Here is a 15,317-nt window from a genome sequence, read left to right as displayed (position 1 = left end):
TATGTTAACCATTGCTTCTAACCTTGACCTAATTCAACAACAACGTTCTTTTTTCGCGACGGGTCAGACCAAAGCTATTGAGTTTAGAATCACCCAACTTAAAACCCTAAAATCTGCTATTGAAAACCACGAAAACGAGATTTTAGAAGCCCTGCAACGGGATTTAAATAAGCCATCCTTTGAAGCCATTGCGGCAGAATTAACCCTCTGTCTCGAAGAAATTAACTATAGCCTGAAACACATTAAAAAGTGGGCAAAACCGAAAAAGGCGAAAACCTTAATTACCCAATTTCCCGCTTCTAGCCGCATTATGGCTGACCCCTTGGGGGTGGTTTTAATTATTAGTCCTTGGAATTATCCCTTTCAGTTAGGGATTGCGCCCTTAATTGGTGCGATCGCCGCCGGAAACTGTGCTATCCTGAAACCCTCAGAACTCGCCCCCTACACCTCCAGTATTATCGCCAAAATTCTGGGCAGTAGCTTCCCCTCCGAATACATCGCCGTTGTGGAAGGGGATAAAGAAATTACCCAAGATTTGTTAAAACACAAATTCGACCATATTTTCTTTACAGGCGGAACAAAAATCGGCAAAATTATCATGCAGGCGGCCGCCCAACATTTAACCCCTGTCACCCTTGAATTAGGGGGAAAAAGCCCCTGTATTGTCACCCCAGACACCCACTTGGACTATACAGCACGGCGCATTGTGTGGGGGAAATTTATCAACGCCGGACAAACTTGTATTGCCCCGGATTATTTATTGGTTCACCGCAGTATCAAACAGCCTTTAATCGCGGCAATGGTGGAACAGATAAAGGCGTTTTATGGGGAAAATCCGGCCGTTAGTCCCGACTATGCCAGAATCATCACGGCGGGGCATTTTCAACGCTTAACGGGCTTAATAGAGCCAGCTAAGGTCATTTATGGGGGAGAGTCTGAGGCTAAAACCCGCTATATTGCCCCCACGCTGTTAGATGGGGTGACATGGGAGGATAAGGTGATGGCTGATGAGATTTTCGGCCCGATTTTACCCATTTTAGAGTATGAGTCTTTGGAAGATGCGATCGCCCAAATTAACCAACGCCCCAAACCTTTAGCGCTGTATCTCTTTACAACCAACAAGCAGACGGAACAACAGGTATTAACTCAAACCTCTTCCGGTGGGGTTTGTGTGAATGATACCATCATGCACATTGCCTCTCCTGAAATGCCTTTCGGAGGGGTAGGAGATAGTGGCATGGGGGCGTATCACGGGAAGGCTACCTTTGACACTTTTTCCCACTATAAGAGTGTTTTAACTCGGTCTTTTCTGTTTGACCTCAAGTTACGTTATCCTCCCTATGAGGGCAAGTTAAAATATATCAAGATGTTGTTAAGGTAATTAGGGAATGGGGAACAGTATTCATCGTAATTTGTAGGTTAGGCACAGGAAAAGCGCAACCCAACACCAACCCAGTAGGATTTGACGCTTTAAATGAGTATAACCACAGCAAGAAACCGGGTTGTGTTCATCTTATCATGAGTGCCTCCAACCTCTCTTAAAAACCCGGTTTCTGTCCCAATTTTTAATAAAAATTCGAGATAATTTGTAACTGACATTTCTCAAAAAGATAGAACATCACCGCTAAAAGTTGAGACAATTCAGCCGTTTTATAATCATTCGGCTCTCGAATAAATAAGCCCCCTTGAAGCTTGCTAAATTGCCAGATTTCTCCATCAGAAACAACGCCGAATAGAGTTCTTGTCCATTCACCTTGACTGATGCGTTGCACCTTAACTAATTTATTTAAACAGACCGCCCAAACATCATCAAAATTGCCTTTTTGTACTTCACACAGTAGTAAATAGGGCTGATCAAAAACTGTTTTCCCTTGTAAAGGTGAACGTCTTGCTACAATATAACTGGGAATCATGGGTTGGGTGAAATCCTCCTCTGTGGTGACGTGATGCCAGAGGATTAAATGATCTCGGTAGTAATGACAAACCCCACGGATGACCATATCAATGAGCAGTTTATTCCGAGCTTCAGGCTGAGAAATATTTACCTGATGATCTTGCATTATCTCCGTCAAGTTTTGACACAATTCTTGACTCAAAAAGGTGGGTTTGAGTGTGGGAATAAAAGACTGTTCTTGATAGTTTAAATGAAATTGTGCCGCGATTCTAGCGCTGAGTGAATTGTGGTTCATAACTTGGAATCCCCCAAAGTTGCGACATTTAAGATAGAACTAACCGAGGGCGACGATATAACGGAATAAATATTCGGCGATTTCCACTCGATTGTGGGCTTCGGTGGGGGATGTTCCCCAGACGGTGACTCCGTGATGGCGAATGAGGAGGGCGGGGACTTCAGGACAGGATTGGGAAAAGCGATCGCGCAGGGCCTGGGCAATTTTCGGCACGTCTAGATAATTCTCGAACACAGGCATAGAAACGTGAGGATTTTCCTCCCAAATTCCCAGGCCTTTAATCATTTCTAAGGGGGGTAAACTTAAACAGTCTCCCTCACAAAATTGGGTGACTAAATTGGCCTCGACGGAGTGGACATGATAACAAGCTTGGGCTTCGGGGAATAAGTCGTAGATGGCTTGATGAATGCTGGTTTCTGCCGAGGGGCGATTCTCCGGTAAGGGGGTTTCTAAAACCTGTCCGTGGGGAGAAAGTCGCACAAAATCTTGTTCAGTCAGACGGCCTTTTGATTTGCCACTGGCGGTAATCCAGAAACTCCCATCGGGATTTTTAGCGGATAAATTCCCGGCTGTGCCTAACATCCAACCTAACTGATAAAATTGCTGGGCTGAGGCGACTAAATCGGCTCGTACTGTTGCTGTTGTTGTCATGATACCCCCCATCGTTCACTTAGGCGATCGCGCACATCTAGAAAATCCTGCCAAGGGATATAGGGCTTTTGTTCTTGCTCCAGATAATCAATCAGGCGATCGCGTGCAAACACCAGATCAGCCCGCAACGCCATATTAATATCCGTGAGAGAGTCCCCAATCACGACCCATTCCCGGGCTGGATACTGTTCCATAACCTTTACTTTCGCCACCAATTCTGAATCGGCCTCAAAGGGCTGAACCGGAACCCTTAAACAAGGGTGACTCAGATTCACCTCCACCTCCACAGCCGTAATAGAAGCCACACCTTCTATTATAGGCGTTTCCCCCGCCCTTGCCCGACTCAAAACCCGTTCAACCATCCCCCCCAGTCCCCCAGACACCACATGAAACGGCACCCCTTGACGGGCTAAAAAATCCAACAACTCCGGCAAACCCGGCCGCAGAGGTTTATGATCCCCATACTCCAGCATCGCCGGATAATAGGCCGTAGGAATCGACTCCAACAGTTGCCGCACCCCCTCCCGTAGCGTTAACGTCCTTGCATACATCTGAGGCAAAATCACCGCCGACTGTTCCGGAGCAAACTCCTTTAACATCCCCACAAAGGTTTCTACTGCCGTGATTGTGCCATCAAAATCACAAAAAACGGCTCTTTGCGCCGAACCGCCCTCGACTTCCTTAGACAAACTCTTTCCTCAAACTCACAGACTCTTATTTAACCAGATTTAGCCCCCGTCTCCAATCGGCGCACCATCCCCATCCCCATGGTGGTTTTTCGTCCCACCCCCGCATAGAGGGCAAAATCCGCCAAAGCATTAAAATTCTTGATCTCCTCGGGTTCCAACCGACCGAAAATCCGATAGGTTAAACTCCCCACACAGCCGATAAACTTAGTCCGTCCATCATTAATCATCTCGCTGTGAACCTCAAAAAAACTGGGAAAAATAGACTCTAAATTGAGCGATTCAATGGGGACGGAACTGTACTTATTCCAACGACTGCGCAAACTGTTAAACACCAACTCCGGGGAGGGAAACGCCGTGTCATACTTCCCCTGACGAAAAGCCGTCGGGGTGGCAAAGGAAAACGCCAACAGGGTATTCTCTGCCGAGGCCTGTTCGTAGAGTTGGTCATATAAACAGGCATTAGACCAAGGTTGTCGGGATTGGGGGGTGCCGAGAATACTGGTGATTTTTAAATCCGCCGGCCCCAAATGCCAGGGGCGTTCGGGATTGAGATTTAGCCAGAGTTGGGTTAAGCGTTTGAATAAGCCATCATCCAACAGGGACACCCGCCACCAACAGGGGGTTCCGGGGGGGATAAGTTCTTTATGGTGCCATTGCAGGGGCAGTTTTTTCGGGGATTGGATTTGTAAGGGACTGAGACTAAAGGGCTTGTTGGCGGAGGAATCATGGAGATGGGCGGACAGTTCGGGATCTACGGCCTGCACCAATTTGAGAAAGAGGGCGTGGAAATGTCGCCCTTGCAGGAAGTTGGGATAAATGGGAGAGGTGGGGGTTAGGTTCAAAACGAGACTATAGGGCATGGAAAATCAGGTGCAAAGACAACAGATTGATATATTCTGAAAATGCAAAACTTGAATCAAATGTAATGGGAGAACAAAACAAGCCCCCCTTGAATAACAGTCAAGCCATTTACCGCATTTTAGATGCTAACCTAGACCGGGCCCGTGAAGGCCTGCGCATCATTGAGGAGTGGTGCCGTTTCGGGTTGAATGATAGTGACTTGACCCAACTCTGTAAACAAATGCGCCAACAACTGGGACAGTGGCACAGTAACGAGTTGCGCCAAGCCCGAGATACTCCCGGCGACCCAGGAACCCACCTCACCCATCCCCAAGAAGTGGAACGAACGGACATTGACCACCTGTTACAAGTTAATCTCTGTCGGGTTCAAGAGGCTTTACGGGTTTTGGAAGAGTATGCCAAACTTTACAACAGCGACATGGCAGCCCGTTGTAAGCAGATGCGCTATGAGGTGTATAGCTTGGAAAGTGAACTGTTGGGAAAGAAACGCCATCATCTGCTGAAACAGTCATCCCTCTATCTGGTCACTGCCCCGTCTCAGAACCTCTTCGCGGTGGTTGAGGCGGCCTTACAGGGGGGGTTAACTTTGGTGCAGTATCGGGAAAAAAATGCTGATGATACGGTGCGTTTTAGCCAAGCGCAAAAACTGTGTCAATTGTGCCACCAGTATGGGGCTTTATTTATTGTCAATGATCGGATTGATATTGCTTTGGCGGTGAAGGCTGACGGGGTGCATTTAGGCCAACAAGATGCGCCTATTGCCCTAGCGCGGCAGGTCTTGGGGCCGCAGCGTATTATCGGCCGTTCCACAACGAATCCGGGGGAAATGCAAAAGGCGATCGCAGAAGGGGCAGATTATATCGGCGTGGGTCCAGTGTACGAAACTCCCACCAAACCCGACAAAGCCCCAGCCGGGTTTGAATACGTCCGCCACGCCCTCGAAAACTGCCCTATCCCTTGGTTTGCCATTGGGGGGATTAATAGCCAAAATCTCCCCGAAGTTCTCAAAGCTGGGGCGCGACGCATTGCGATTGTTCGCGCTATTATGCAGGCGGAACAACCCACCTTAATGACCCAATACTTTTTAGCTCAACTGCAACATCCGGTGCATTATGTCTAGTTCAACCTCGCTGATTACCTTAGAAGTGAACGGAGAAAGCGTTAGCTGTCCGGCTAATAGTTCCCTCCCCCAACTGCTGACCCAACTGGACTTAAACCCCCGTCTCATTGCCATTGAGTACAACGGCGAAATCCTGCACCGTCAGTATTGGGAAGCCACTATCGTACAAACAGGCGATCGCCTCGAAATCGTAACCATCGTTGGCGGTGGTCTTTAGCCTTTCTACCTCCCCTTGGCCATCATGACCCATTCCTCCCCCTCCCAAACCCTCCGACAAAAAATTAACCTCTCCATCCTCCTCTTCCCCGCCACCTTTTGGCTGATGCTCTTCTTCCTCCTCCCCCTTCTCATCGTCTTCCTCTATAGTTTCCTCGAACGCGGCACCTATGGGGGGGTAAGTTGGGTTTTTACCCTCGAAAACTATCAACGACTGATTAACCCCATTTACTGGGGAGTCCTCACTCGTTCCCTCAGTCTGGCCTTCCTCACCACAGCCATCTGTCTCCTCGTCGGTTATCCCCTCGCCTTCTTCATCGCCACCCGCCCCCCCCGTTGGCAAAACCCCCTACTTCTATTAATTATTATTCCCTTTTGGACTAACTTTTTAATCCGAATTTACGCCTGGATTATCATTTTGCGCAACGAAGGGGTAGTTAACACCCTCCTACAAAGTTTAAACCTCATTAATCAACCCCTAGACCTCCTTTTTAACTCCTTTGCCGTCAGTATTGGCTTAGTCTATGGTTATTTACCCTTCATGGTTTTACCCCTCTATGCCACCCTTGAAAAGTTCGATTTTTCTCTCATCGAAGCCTCTCACGACCTCGGCGCAAACGATTTAAAAACTTTAATCCGTGTCGTTCTTCCCCTCACATTCCGGGGAATTATCGCCGGATCTTTACTCGTTTTTATTCCCGCCGTAGGGGAATTTATTACCCCCGATATTCTAGGCGGTGCAAAATCCATCATGATTGGAAACCTCGTCCAGAATCAATTTCTAGGCGCGAGAAACTGGCCTTTTGGTTCTGTGTTATCCATTGTCATGATGGCCATTGTTCTCGCCCCCATTTTGCTTTACTTCCGCAACTCAGAAAACAGTAATCCGTTATAGGGTGCAGAGCAAGAGCATCACTTAGGGATAGTCTTGTCCAATCTTTGGTAGTCCACTTTGTGAGATGCTCCCTTGCTAATTCCCCATTCCCTACGCACTACCATGATCATGATCACTTCTTGCCTAAAAACCAATCAAAAAATTGACAAATGGACACGAATTGTAGGACAAAAGCTCCTAGAATTAACAGCAATTGTTAGTATTATCTTTCTCTATCTTCCCATTATTATCCTAGTGATTTATTCCTTCAATGAATCGCGCTTAAACGCCGTTTGGCGAGGCTTTACCCTAAAATGGTATCAAAGCCTATTTGAAGGGGTTGCTGGACAAGCAGACATTGCCACAGAGCAAATCTGGAACGCCCTCTTTAATAGCCTCTGGGTCGGGGGAATTGCCACCATTGCCGCCACCGTAATGGGAACCCTAATCGGACTGGCAATGGAACGGTTTCGATTCAAAGGAAAATCTGCCTTAGAAGCCCTCCTTTTCCTCCCCATTATTATTCCTGACATTACAATGGGAATCTCCCTCCTCATCTTTTTTAGCCTATTTTTTCAACTCATCCAAACCCTCACCGGAGTCCGTTTAGTCCTCGGTTTACCCACCGTTATTATTGGTCATATTGCCTTTAATATTTCCTACGTTGCCGTCACCGTCAGAACCAGAATTGCTGAACTTGATCCCACCTTAGAAGAAGCCGCCCTAGACCTTGGAGCCAACGAATGGCGCACCTTCTACCGGATTACATTACCTTTAATTGCTCCCGGTATTATAAGCGGAGCATTATTAGCTTTCACCCTCTCCCTTGATGATTTTGTAATCACCTTTTTTACCGCCGGAGTAGGAGCAACAACGCTCCCGGTTTTCATCTACGGCATGATTAAATTATCTGTTACCCCGGCCATTAACGCCATTTCAACCCTGATGTTAGTGGCCTCCTTAATGATTCTCGCTTGCTCCCTTGTCCTTCAACGACAGAAAACCTAACGCTTTATTGCAACAAAATTTAAAAATTGTCCCCCTAAACCAGCCGTTTGAGCAAACCTAGGTTAGACTAAAGAGAACTTTATAGCATCACCATTTTTCTAGCGAGGAACCGTCTATGAAACGACTGCTCATTTTAGTCCTCTTATTCATCATCGGGGTGACATTTCCCGTCGCTTGTGCCGCCAGTCGCCCCGGTGGTTCTGATGGTCAACTAAGCCGCGCTAGTAATGTCCTGAATGTTTATAATTGGTCTACTTATATTGATCCCGAGGTGATTCGAGAATTTGAGCAAAGATTTGATGTTCGGGTTCAATATGACACCTATGATAGTAATGACACCTTATTAGCCAAAATTCAACCCGGAAACCCCGGTTATGATATTGTTGTCCCCACCGATGATTATGTGGAAAGTATGGCGAATCAAGGGTTATTAGAAGAACTTAATCATGAGAATATTCCTAACTTAGAAAATGTTGATCCTCGGTTTTTAGATAATCCTTTTGACCCCGGCAATAAATACAGCGTTCCCTACCAGTGGGGAACTTTTGGCATTGGTTATAATATCCAAGCCACTGGGGGAGAAATCAAATCCTTGCGCGAGATTTTTGATGATAAATACCGGGGACGAGTCGCCTTAATGGAAGACTCTCGGGCTATGTTAGGGTCAGTGTTAATTATGCTGGGCTATAGTCCGAATACGACCAATCGGCAAGAATTAGAAGAAGCACGAGACTTTCTGATTGAACATCGGTCTATTGTAGCGACTTTTGCTCCAGATACGGGACAGGATTTGTTAGATCAAGGCGAGGTTGATATTGCTTTAGAGTGGAGTGGGGATGTGTTTCAAGTGATGGAAGAAAACGAAAATATTCGTTATGTGATTCCTAAAGAAGGGGCGATTATTTGGACGGATAATCTCGCCATTCCCAAAGATGCCCCCCATAAAAAACTGGCGGAAACCTTTATTAATTTCATCTTAGAACCGGAAATTGGGGCAGCCATTTCTAATTATGTGAAGTTTGGCACTCCTAATAAAGCGGCTATTGAACAAGGTTTAATTGATGAAGCAGACCTAGCCAATCCGGGGATTTACCCCCCAGAGGAAACCTTAGATCGTCTGGAATATGCCCGAGATTTAGGGCGAGATACCGCGCTTTATGATGATATTTGGACGGAGTTAAAAGTAGCCATTGGAAGCTGAAAGAGTAGAGTTGGGTAAAAACTGGCTTTGAGCTACATTTTTTCGCGAAAATAGGGAATGTTAAAAATAACGGTGATTGGTGAAAACCTAAGCTGTTTTGGAGTGACGCGCAAGGGGTGGATTAAATGAAGGCCGTAGAATTAGTTGAGGTTAGCAAAGTCTTTCCGGGCAAAAATAACCGAGAATTTCGGGCAGTGAATCAAGTCAGTTTACAGATTCCCGAGGGGGAGTTTTTTTCCTTACTGGGGCCATCGGGCTGTGGGAAAACAACGATTTTACGCATGATTGCGGGGTTTGAATTGCCCACGACGGGGGAGGTTTATATACAGGGGGAACAAATGCGCGATCGCCCTCCCTTTCATCGTCCCGTGAACACCGTCTTTCAAAACTACGCCCTGTTCCCCCATTTAACCGTCGCCGAAAACGTGGCCTTTGGTCTAGAAATGGAAAATCTCCCCCGGCAACAAATCCGTACTCGGGTGGGGGATGCCTTAGCCTTAGTGCGTTTGAACGGTCTAGAAGATCGTCGCCCCCGCCAACTTTCCGGGGGGCAACAGCAACGAGTCGCCCTAGCGCGGGCAATGGTCAAACAGCCTCAAGTCCTCCTCTTTGACGAACCCCTCGGCGCCCTTGACCTCAAACTGCGTAAGGAAATGCAGCTTGAACTGAAACATATGCAGCAACAGCTAGGCATTACCTTCGTCTACGTCACCCACGACCAAGAAGAAGCCCTTACTATGTCCGATCAAATTGCCGTCTTACAAGAGGGGAAAGTGCTACAAGTTGGCACTCCCACCGAAATTTACGAACAACCGAACTGTCGTTTTGTGGCCGACTTTATTGGGGAAAGTAACTTTTTGGTGGGTCGTGTGATTGAACAAGATAGTGGGGGGGTTGTAGTGTTGGTGGATGAAACCCTACCCATTTCCATCCCCTGTTCCGAAACCTTCCCCGTGGGAAAAGTTGTGACCTTAGTCATTCGCCCGGAAAAAGCCACCATTCACCCCGCCCATTATTTAGATCAGCCTTGTTTAGCGGGAACTGTAACGGAAGTGGTCTATTTAGGCACAGATACCCGTTTTGTGATTCGTCTCACCCCGCAAAGTGCGATTGTGGTACGACGGCAGAATATTTATCGCAGTAATTTGGACTGTTTCGCGGTGGGTGAGTCGGTACAGATTCAAATGGCCTCGGATAGTATTCAAATTTTAGGGGAGGGTCAGTTATTACCCTCTCAAACCTTCACCGCTTCTCGTCGAGAGAATCGTTGAATCCCTCGCTTTTAGCGATGGGAGCGTCCTCAGCATTTTTTTTCAAGAGCTTGGATGAAATTAGATGAAGCAATTCCCGGATCTTTGAACTTAGCGCCAAAGGGTCAATTATTGAAAAATCTGATGAAAGATTACGAGGCCATGCAGGGTATGATGTTAGAAAATGCTCCTACATTTGATAAAGTTGTAGAACATTTGCAAAAAATTGAAAAGTTTATCAATCAATAGTTTGTAGGTTGCGTGAGGCGATAGCGCAACCCAACCGGGTGGGGGTTTCCTAATCATTGATGGGGCAAAACTATTGACCTTGCTTTGGGGAAAAGGTTGGGTTTCACTTCGTTCTACTCAATCGACCAATCCCCAATCAGTTAATCACTCCTCACGAAAACGCTCAATTAATTCTTCACGAGATAACTGCATCAACAACGGGGTAAATTCTGAAGCGGGTAAGCGTAATATAGCCTGTATAATTTGGGCTAATTCTTCATCAACTTCCCCAAAACGAAACCGTAGTAAATTTTCAATTACCAGAGTTTCTCCCTGTTGTAAACCCTGTTGTAAACCCTGTTGTAAACCCTGTTGTAAACCCTGTTGTAAACCTTGTTGTAAACCCTGTTGTAAACCTGACAATTGGGCTGCTTCTAACTGTTGATCAAAAAGAGGAGATAACCGCATAATTAATTGTCTATCCTCCCAATCTGGATTGAGGTTTCTTTCTAAATGAGCTTTTAAGCGATTGAGCAGTATTAAAGCATTGGCTCGCCAAGGATTATCCGGTGATAAAGCTTCTAGTTCCTCAATCGCTTGAGTTTGAACTCTGCCCCGTCCTAAAACTCTTAACCATAGAGTTTCTGGGGTACGAGGCAACTGGTGAATCGCTACAATAATTGTACGCAATTGTGGGGGTAGAAAGTAAACCCCCCTCGGCCAAGATTCTAAGTCTAGAGTAGCACCAAATCCCCCTAAGAGGGTTCTTGAGGCAGTGGGGGTAAGAATCCAGAGGTGGGGGGGTGAAGTGTCGGGAGCAAGGCTAACTTGACGGTTACTCTCCCGTCGTAATTCTGCGTCAATTTCCAATAATTTGAGTAAACAATCTCGGATTTCCCGGGTTGTGGCCGGATTGCGGAAGGGTTCAAAGATGGCAGGGGTTTGGATGGCACGGGCTAAAAGACCCAAGGAGTCGGGGGAAAGGGTAGATTCAGGGTGAGGGGAAAACCAGAGGTCTACTTCTCTGACTTCCGAGGAAACTGGACGGGAGGATTGAATGGTGCCGTAAGGGGTGAGCAATTCTTCAAGGTAGTCTTTGGCAAATTGGTCATGGAGAAAACGAGTCACGGGGGGTTTAGAAAGGGAACGATAAAAATTCTACCATTGGCGGTGAATGCTCAATAATTTATGAGGTCAAAGATTTAGGTTTGTAGGTTTGGTGAGGCGATAGCGCAACCCAACCGGGTGGGGGTTTCCTAATCATTGATGGGGCAAAACTATTGACCTTGCTCTGGGGAAAAGGTTGGGTTTCACTTCGTTCTACTCAACTGATAAATTGGGTTTACAACCATCCTTTCTTTGCTTTAGCAATTTTGGGCGGATGTACGGGTTCAACATCATAAAATGTACCTAATCCTTCATACTCCGCCAAATAATCACTTTCATAAACCTTACGATTGCGTCCATGAGGTCGTTCAATTTCAATTTGTGTGGGAATTGTTGCTCCAAACTCATCAATCAAGAAATGATCGGCTAATTGTTTTGATTGTTCCCCATTACTCAACTCTAATGCCAAATCTTTTAACACGGCTAAGTAGGTTTCATCATTGGGAGATTGTGCCATTTGACGCTGCACTGTGACCGATACTTGACGAGGTGAACTATGAAAAAAGCCCCCGACTTCTTGCCCCATTTCATAACTGGCGTTTTCTTCGGCTAAAATTGATAGATTATTCACAATCACTTCGCGGCGCTGCCCTTCGATGCGGTCAAAATAATGAGTCGTTTGGTATAACTGGACAAATTCCTGTAATACCTGTTTAGCTTGTTGGGCAACTTGTTGACGTAATCCTTCGGGCATCTGAGTTCCTTGGGGGGAAACTTGACAAAGTAAATCCACAAAGGGCTGATTCCAGCCTTCAATTTTGCGCGCTAGTTCTTTCTTTTTCAGCCCCCAGAAATAGGAGATTAAATGACTGACAATAATGACCTGAAAGGGATATAACACAATGCTATCAGCCGGGTAGGTGAAAACGTAGTCGGGGGCGTAGTCTGGGATAGATTGTAAGGTTTCGCGATCGCTTTCGTGGGCAATAAAGAACGAAGTCGCCACCCGGGGACCGATTTCACTCGCTGACTTAATCGCCCGGGCATTGAAAAAGGGCCAGGAGGGAGGGGGTGCATTGTGTCCTAAAATTGACCCCAAAGTGTGACGAGTGCGCCGTTTCATGTGGGCATATTTGCCATGTTGAAACTGGAAGAAATGCCACCCGGCAAACATTTCCTGAATCATTTCTGCGGCTTTGTGGGCTTGTTCTTCTGGCACTCCGTCTAAATAACCTGTATAAACAAAATCGAAGTTCCCCCCCACTAATTCATCACACATCTGTTTAATTTCAGCAATTAACCGGGTGTCACTCACAATGGTTTCCACAATATCGGGCAACTGGGCTAATTCTGCATAAACTTGGGAGGCATAATCGGGGGAAATATCCCCTCGAATTTCCCCTAAATAAGTATGTAGGGCTAATTGCCATTGTAAGGAGGCCATCGCCGCAAAGGTAGAGCCTACACATTCCTCTTCTGGTAAGTTGGTAATTCCTGCCCCGGCCGCGGGCTGAATTACTCCATCTAAACCCCGTCCAATATTGCCTAATGCGCTGGCTTCAATGTTAGTGACTACATAAATCCAAGGGGTATATTGGGCAATAAAATCCTGTAAATGTTGGGGTAAATCTTGCCGTTTTGTGTCTGGCTTTAAGTAGGTTTTAATCTCAGCTAAACGGGCTTGAGCAATAATCACTTCGCCCAACATGGGATCTCGTCGGTTTACTTCTTGCTCAATCCGTTCTACCACTGAAGGAAGACTCGCTAACTCATGGGTGAGTTTAATCGTATCGGATGTTCCCCCAGAGTTAGAGTTAGCTAAAAACAGGGTTTTATGACTCACCGAGGGGGGAATAGTATCCGACCCAGTAAAACCATCTAAATTGACCACAGGCAGGGTATTTAAGCAGAGTTTACGGGCGACATTCCCGGCAATCATATTAATTAAAAAGGAAGTTCCGGCGGCTCCGGTGAGAATCTGATCAATTTGCTTAATCCGATGGAGTCGGAGTTCCTCGTGTTCGGTTCCCATGACTAAACCGATTCCCTGTTCTCCACTTCGGACTTTCACTTTCCCATCGGGGGTTTTAAAAAATAATTTTTCGGTGTTTTTCCGTAGGGCGAGGGGTTGAATAACAATAATTTCTTCCCCGTATTTATTGTAAGGACAGGGAATCATTTGATTGTTTAAGTCGCGGTACTCAATTTTAAAGACTTTGAGCGGAGCAAGGCGTTCTTTCCGAAAGGTTGCGGCGCTAATAAACTCGTCTTTTTTTTGTTTTTCAATACTCACTAAGGGGATTTCTTGCCCGCGATAAATATTGAACATCCGCACGTTCCCATCGGGGGTAACTTCGACAATTTCTCCCGGTAATACATCATAAATGGGGGCGACTCCTTCGGTAATATAGGCGGTTGCCCGTAAACCGGAGAGAAAGCCTAATTCTTGAGAAATTTTTTCTGCGACTTCGATTTTTTCGGTATAAACGGATTCGGATTTAAGGAGAATTACTTGTTCTTTAATGGCGTTTTCTTCGGAGGCGGAGAGAAAGGCAACGCGGTTATAGTTGCGTAAGTCGTAGGGTTTGGGACGATAAAAAATCAGTTCGCCGCCTTCTTCTCCTCCTCGTTCTGTGCCTCCGCGCAACATATTATAAGTTCCGCCACTAAGTAAGGCTTGATCGGGCTGTCCAAGGGGGGTAAAGGATTGAAAGGTGAATTTATTTTTGGGGTTGGAATATTCTAAAACTCGGGCAACTAAGGCCGATGCAATGGTGACGGATTGCGCTCCGGCTTCGGTGAGTTGTTGGGTTAAGGTTAAGAGTTCTTGGATTTTTTCGGAGGCGGAAGAATAGTCATCATCGCGTAAAAAACCCTGTTGAATAAAGGTTTGAATTTCTTGTCCGGTACTGTGACGGAAGGTGATTTTTTTGCCTTCTAAGGTGACTCGTAGGGTTTGATGGGCGAAGGTTTCTCCGAGGAAGTAATAGCCAATATGCCCGCTACTATCGACTACGGCGGTATCTTGGTTTAAATAATCGGGGTCAATGTAGGCGAGACGATGGAGGACGCCGGGGAGTTGTTGGGCGCGCAAATGCTCGTAAATAAAGCGTTTGAGGGCAGGTTCTACGCAGGAATCGGAGTTGGAGGAGAAGCGGAATCCTTCGTAGGTGAGGAAGCGTTTATAACGGGCTGCGTCGTTGATGTCGCCGTTGTGGGTGTCGGAGAATAAACTGGGGCTGAGGGTGCGATCGCCTTCTGCAAAAAATAACTCCCCTTGTTCCGTCACCTGATAGATCCGAATCCTGTCTGTTGCCCACAATTCTTGATGGGGGTGGGCGTTACTTTCGGAGTACATATCCCCCTGAGAGGCTTGGCGGACATGGGTTTCCCAGTTGGTGATAAATTCTGTATTCTGGGGGGCAATGCGACTTAAGAGGGTGTCCCACGTTTTTAATAAATCTCCCCCATCTCGGGCGACTTTAACTCCTGTTTCTACTTGGCCTTGAATTTGCTCAATGATCTCCTCCATTTCCCCAAGGGCGAATCCGCCGTTATTGTGGGGGTAGTGGGAGAGGAGGTCAAAAATGGGGTCAAGGGGGATGGATGCGATCGCCATTCCCGCCGCATCATAACCCGCCTTGGTGCTTTTCTTAGAACAATCTTCCGCTAAAGCCGTGGCATAATGAATCCGATCTTGTAAATCCGCCTGAATCACTTCACGAGGACGGATCTCATAACGTCCCGTTTCTGGATTTTTGGTAAAAAACAGGTGTTCGATTTTGACAGGACTCAGGAAAGCGTTAAAGTTACGGCACATAGTAGTTTTAGGGACTAAAATCCAGAATGGCTTGACATCCTCCAGCGTCCACCCAGATGGTCGCGGAGATTCCCAGAGGGGGCATTGCTACCCCATTTTAGGG

General features: G+C 46.6%; 14 protein-coding genes. 8 read left to right on the top strand and 6 right to left on the bottom strand.

The window, feature by feature from the left end; all coding sequences use genetic code 11:
* Window position 1 precedes the first annotated feature (1 nt).
* Window positions 2-1,381, top strand: a complete 1,380-nt coding sequence (locus tag SPI9445_RS0117455) for an aldehyde dehydrogenase (protein WP_017306063.1) — start codon at window positions 2-4, stop codon at window positions 1,379-1,381.
* Window positions 1,382-1,565: 184 nt separating this feature from the next.
* Here the strand turns inward: SPI9445_RS0117455 and SPI9445_RS0117450 are convergent, their stop codons facing one another.
* The 4 genes from SPI9445_RS0117450 to cas6 are packed head-to-tail and all read right to left on the bottom strand — an operon-like array spanning window position 1,566 to window position 4,389.
* Complete coding sequence (locus SPI9445_RS0117450; protein WP_017306062.1) at window positions 1,566-2,189, bottom strand: hypothetical protein; 624 nt, start codon at window positions 2,187-2,189, stop codon at window positions 1,566-1,568.
* 39 nt (window positions 2,190-2,228) lie between these two features.
* Complete coding sequence (gene mtnB / locus SPI9445_RS0117445) at window positions 2,229-2,840, bottom strand: methylthioribulose 1-phosphate dehydratase (RefSeq protein ID WP_017306061.1); 612 nt, start codon at window positions 2,838-2,840, stop codon at window positions 2,229-2,231.
* A complete protein-coding gene (locus tag SPI9445_RS0117440) occupies window positions 2,837-3,529 on the bottom strand; it encodes an HAD-IB family phosphatase (protein ID WP_017306060.1) in 693 nt (230 codons plus the stop codon). Before SPI9445_RS0117440 ends, mtnB begins: the two co-directional genes overlap by 4 nt.
* Before the next feature lie 29 nt (window positions 3,530-3,558).
* Window positions 3,559-4,389, bottom strand: coding sequence for a CRISPR-associated endoribonuclease Cas6 (cas6, locus tag SPI9445_RS0117435; RefSeq protein WP_017306059.1), 831 nt, complete (start codon window positions 4,387-4,389; stop codon window positions 3,559-3,561).
* A 65-nt stretch (window positions 4,390-4,454) separates the two neighbouring features.
* Between cas6 and SPI9445_RS0117430 the strand changes: the two genes are divergently transcribed.
* The 7 genes from SPI9445_RS0117430 (at window position 4,455) to SPI9445_RS30725 (ending at window position 10,308) form a co-directional block, all read left to right on the top strand.
* Window positions 4,455-5,510, top strand: coding sequence for a thiamine phosphate synthase (locus tag SPI9445_RS0117430; protein WP_017306058.1), 1,056 nt, complete (start codon window positions 4,455-4,457; stop codon window positions 5,508-5,510).
* The gene (gene thiS, locus SPI9445_RS0117425) at window positions 5,503-5,727 is read left to right on the top strand and encodes a sulfur carrier protein ThiS (RefSeq protein WP_017306057.1); all 225 of its coding nucleotides are present in this window, start codon (window positions 5,503-5,505) and stop codon (window positions 5,725-5,727) included. Before SPI9445_RS0117430 ends, thiS begins: the two co-directional genes overlap by 8 nt.
* Window positions 5,728-5,751: 24 nt before the next feature.
* Window positions 5,752-6,621: an ABC transporter permease gene (locus tag SPI9445_RS0117420; RefSeq protein ID WP_017306056.1), complete on the top strand. Its 870-nt coding sequence runs from the start codon at window positions 5,752-5,754 to the stop codon at window positions 6,619-6,621.
* A 108-nt stretch (window positions 6,622-6,729) separates the two neighbouring features.
* On the top strand, window positions 6,730-7,608 hold the full coding sequence (locus SPI9445_RS0117415; protein ID WP_033374986.1) for an ABC transporter permease: 879 nt from the start codon (window positions 6,730-6,732) through the stop codon (window positions 7,606-7,608).
* A 115-nt stretch (window positions 7,609-7,723) separates the two neighbouring features.
* Window positions 7,724-8,809, top strand: a complete 1,086-nt coding sequence (locus SPI9445_RS0117410; RefSeq protein ID WP_017306054.1) for an ABC transporter substrate-binding protein — start codon at window positions 7,724-7,726, stop codon at window positions 8,807-8,809.
* 125 nt (window positions 8,810-8,934) lie between these two features.
* Complete coding sequence (locus SPI9445_RS0117405; RefSeq protein ID WP_017306053.1) at window positions 8,935-10,080, top strand: ABC transporter ATP-binding protein; 1,146 nt, start codon at window positions 8,935-8,937, stop codon at window positions 10,078-10,080.
* Between the two features lie 54 nt (window positions 10,081-10,134).
* Window positions 10,135-10,308 (top strand): hypothetical protein, encoded by a 174-nt coding sequence (locus SPI9445_RS30725; RefSeq protein ID WP_017306052.1) that lies wholly within the window; start codon window positions 10,135-10,137, stop codon window positions 10,306-10,308.
* Window positions 10,309-10,452: 144 nt separating this feature from the next.
* On the opposite strand, the gene SPI9445_RS0117395 is transcribed toward SPI9445_RS30725, so the two are convergent.
* Together SPI9445_RS0117395 and SPI9445_RS0117390 are read right to left on the bottom strand one after the other, a co-directional pair.
* On the bottom strand, window positions 10,453-11,415 hold the full coding sequence (locus SPI9445_RS0117395; RefSeq protein ID WP_017306051.1) for a hypothetical protein: 963 nt from the start codon (window positions 11,413-11,415) through the stop codon (window positions 10,453-10,455).
* Window positions 11,416-11,629: 214 nt separating this feature from the next.
* On the bottom strand, window positions 11,630-15,214 hold the full coding sequence (locus SPI9445_RS0117390; protein ID WP_017306050.1) for a hypothetical protein: 3,585 nt from the start codon (window positions 15,212-15,214) through the stop codon (window positions 11,630-11,632).
* Between the last annotated feature and the right edge of the window lie 103 nt (window positions 15,215-15,317).

Source organism: Spirulina subsalsa PCC 9445, from assembly GCF_000314005.1.
Lineage (GTDB): Bacteria > Cyanobacteriota > Cyanobacteriia > Cyanobacteriales > Spirulinaceae > Spirulina_A > Spirulina_A subsalsa.
The sequence above is the reverse complement of the archived record's forward strand: the minus strand, read 5'-3'. Positions and strand labels throughout refer to the sequence as shown.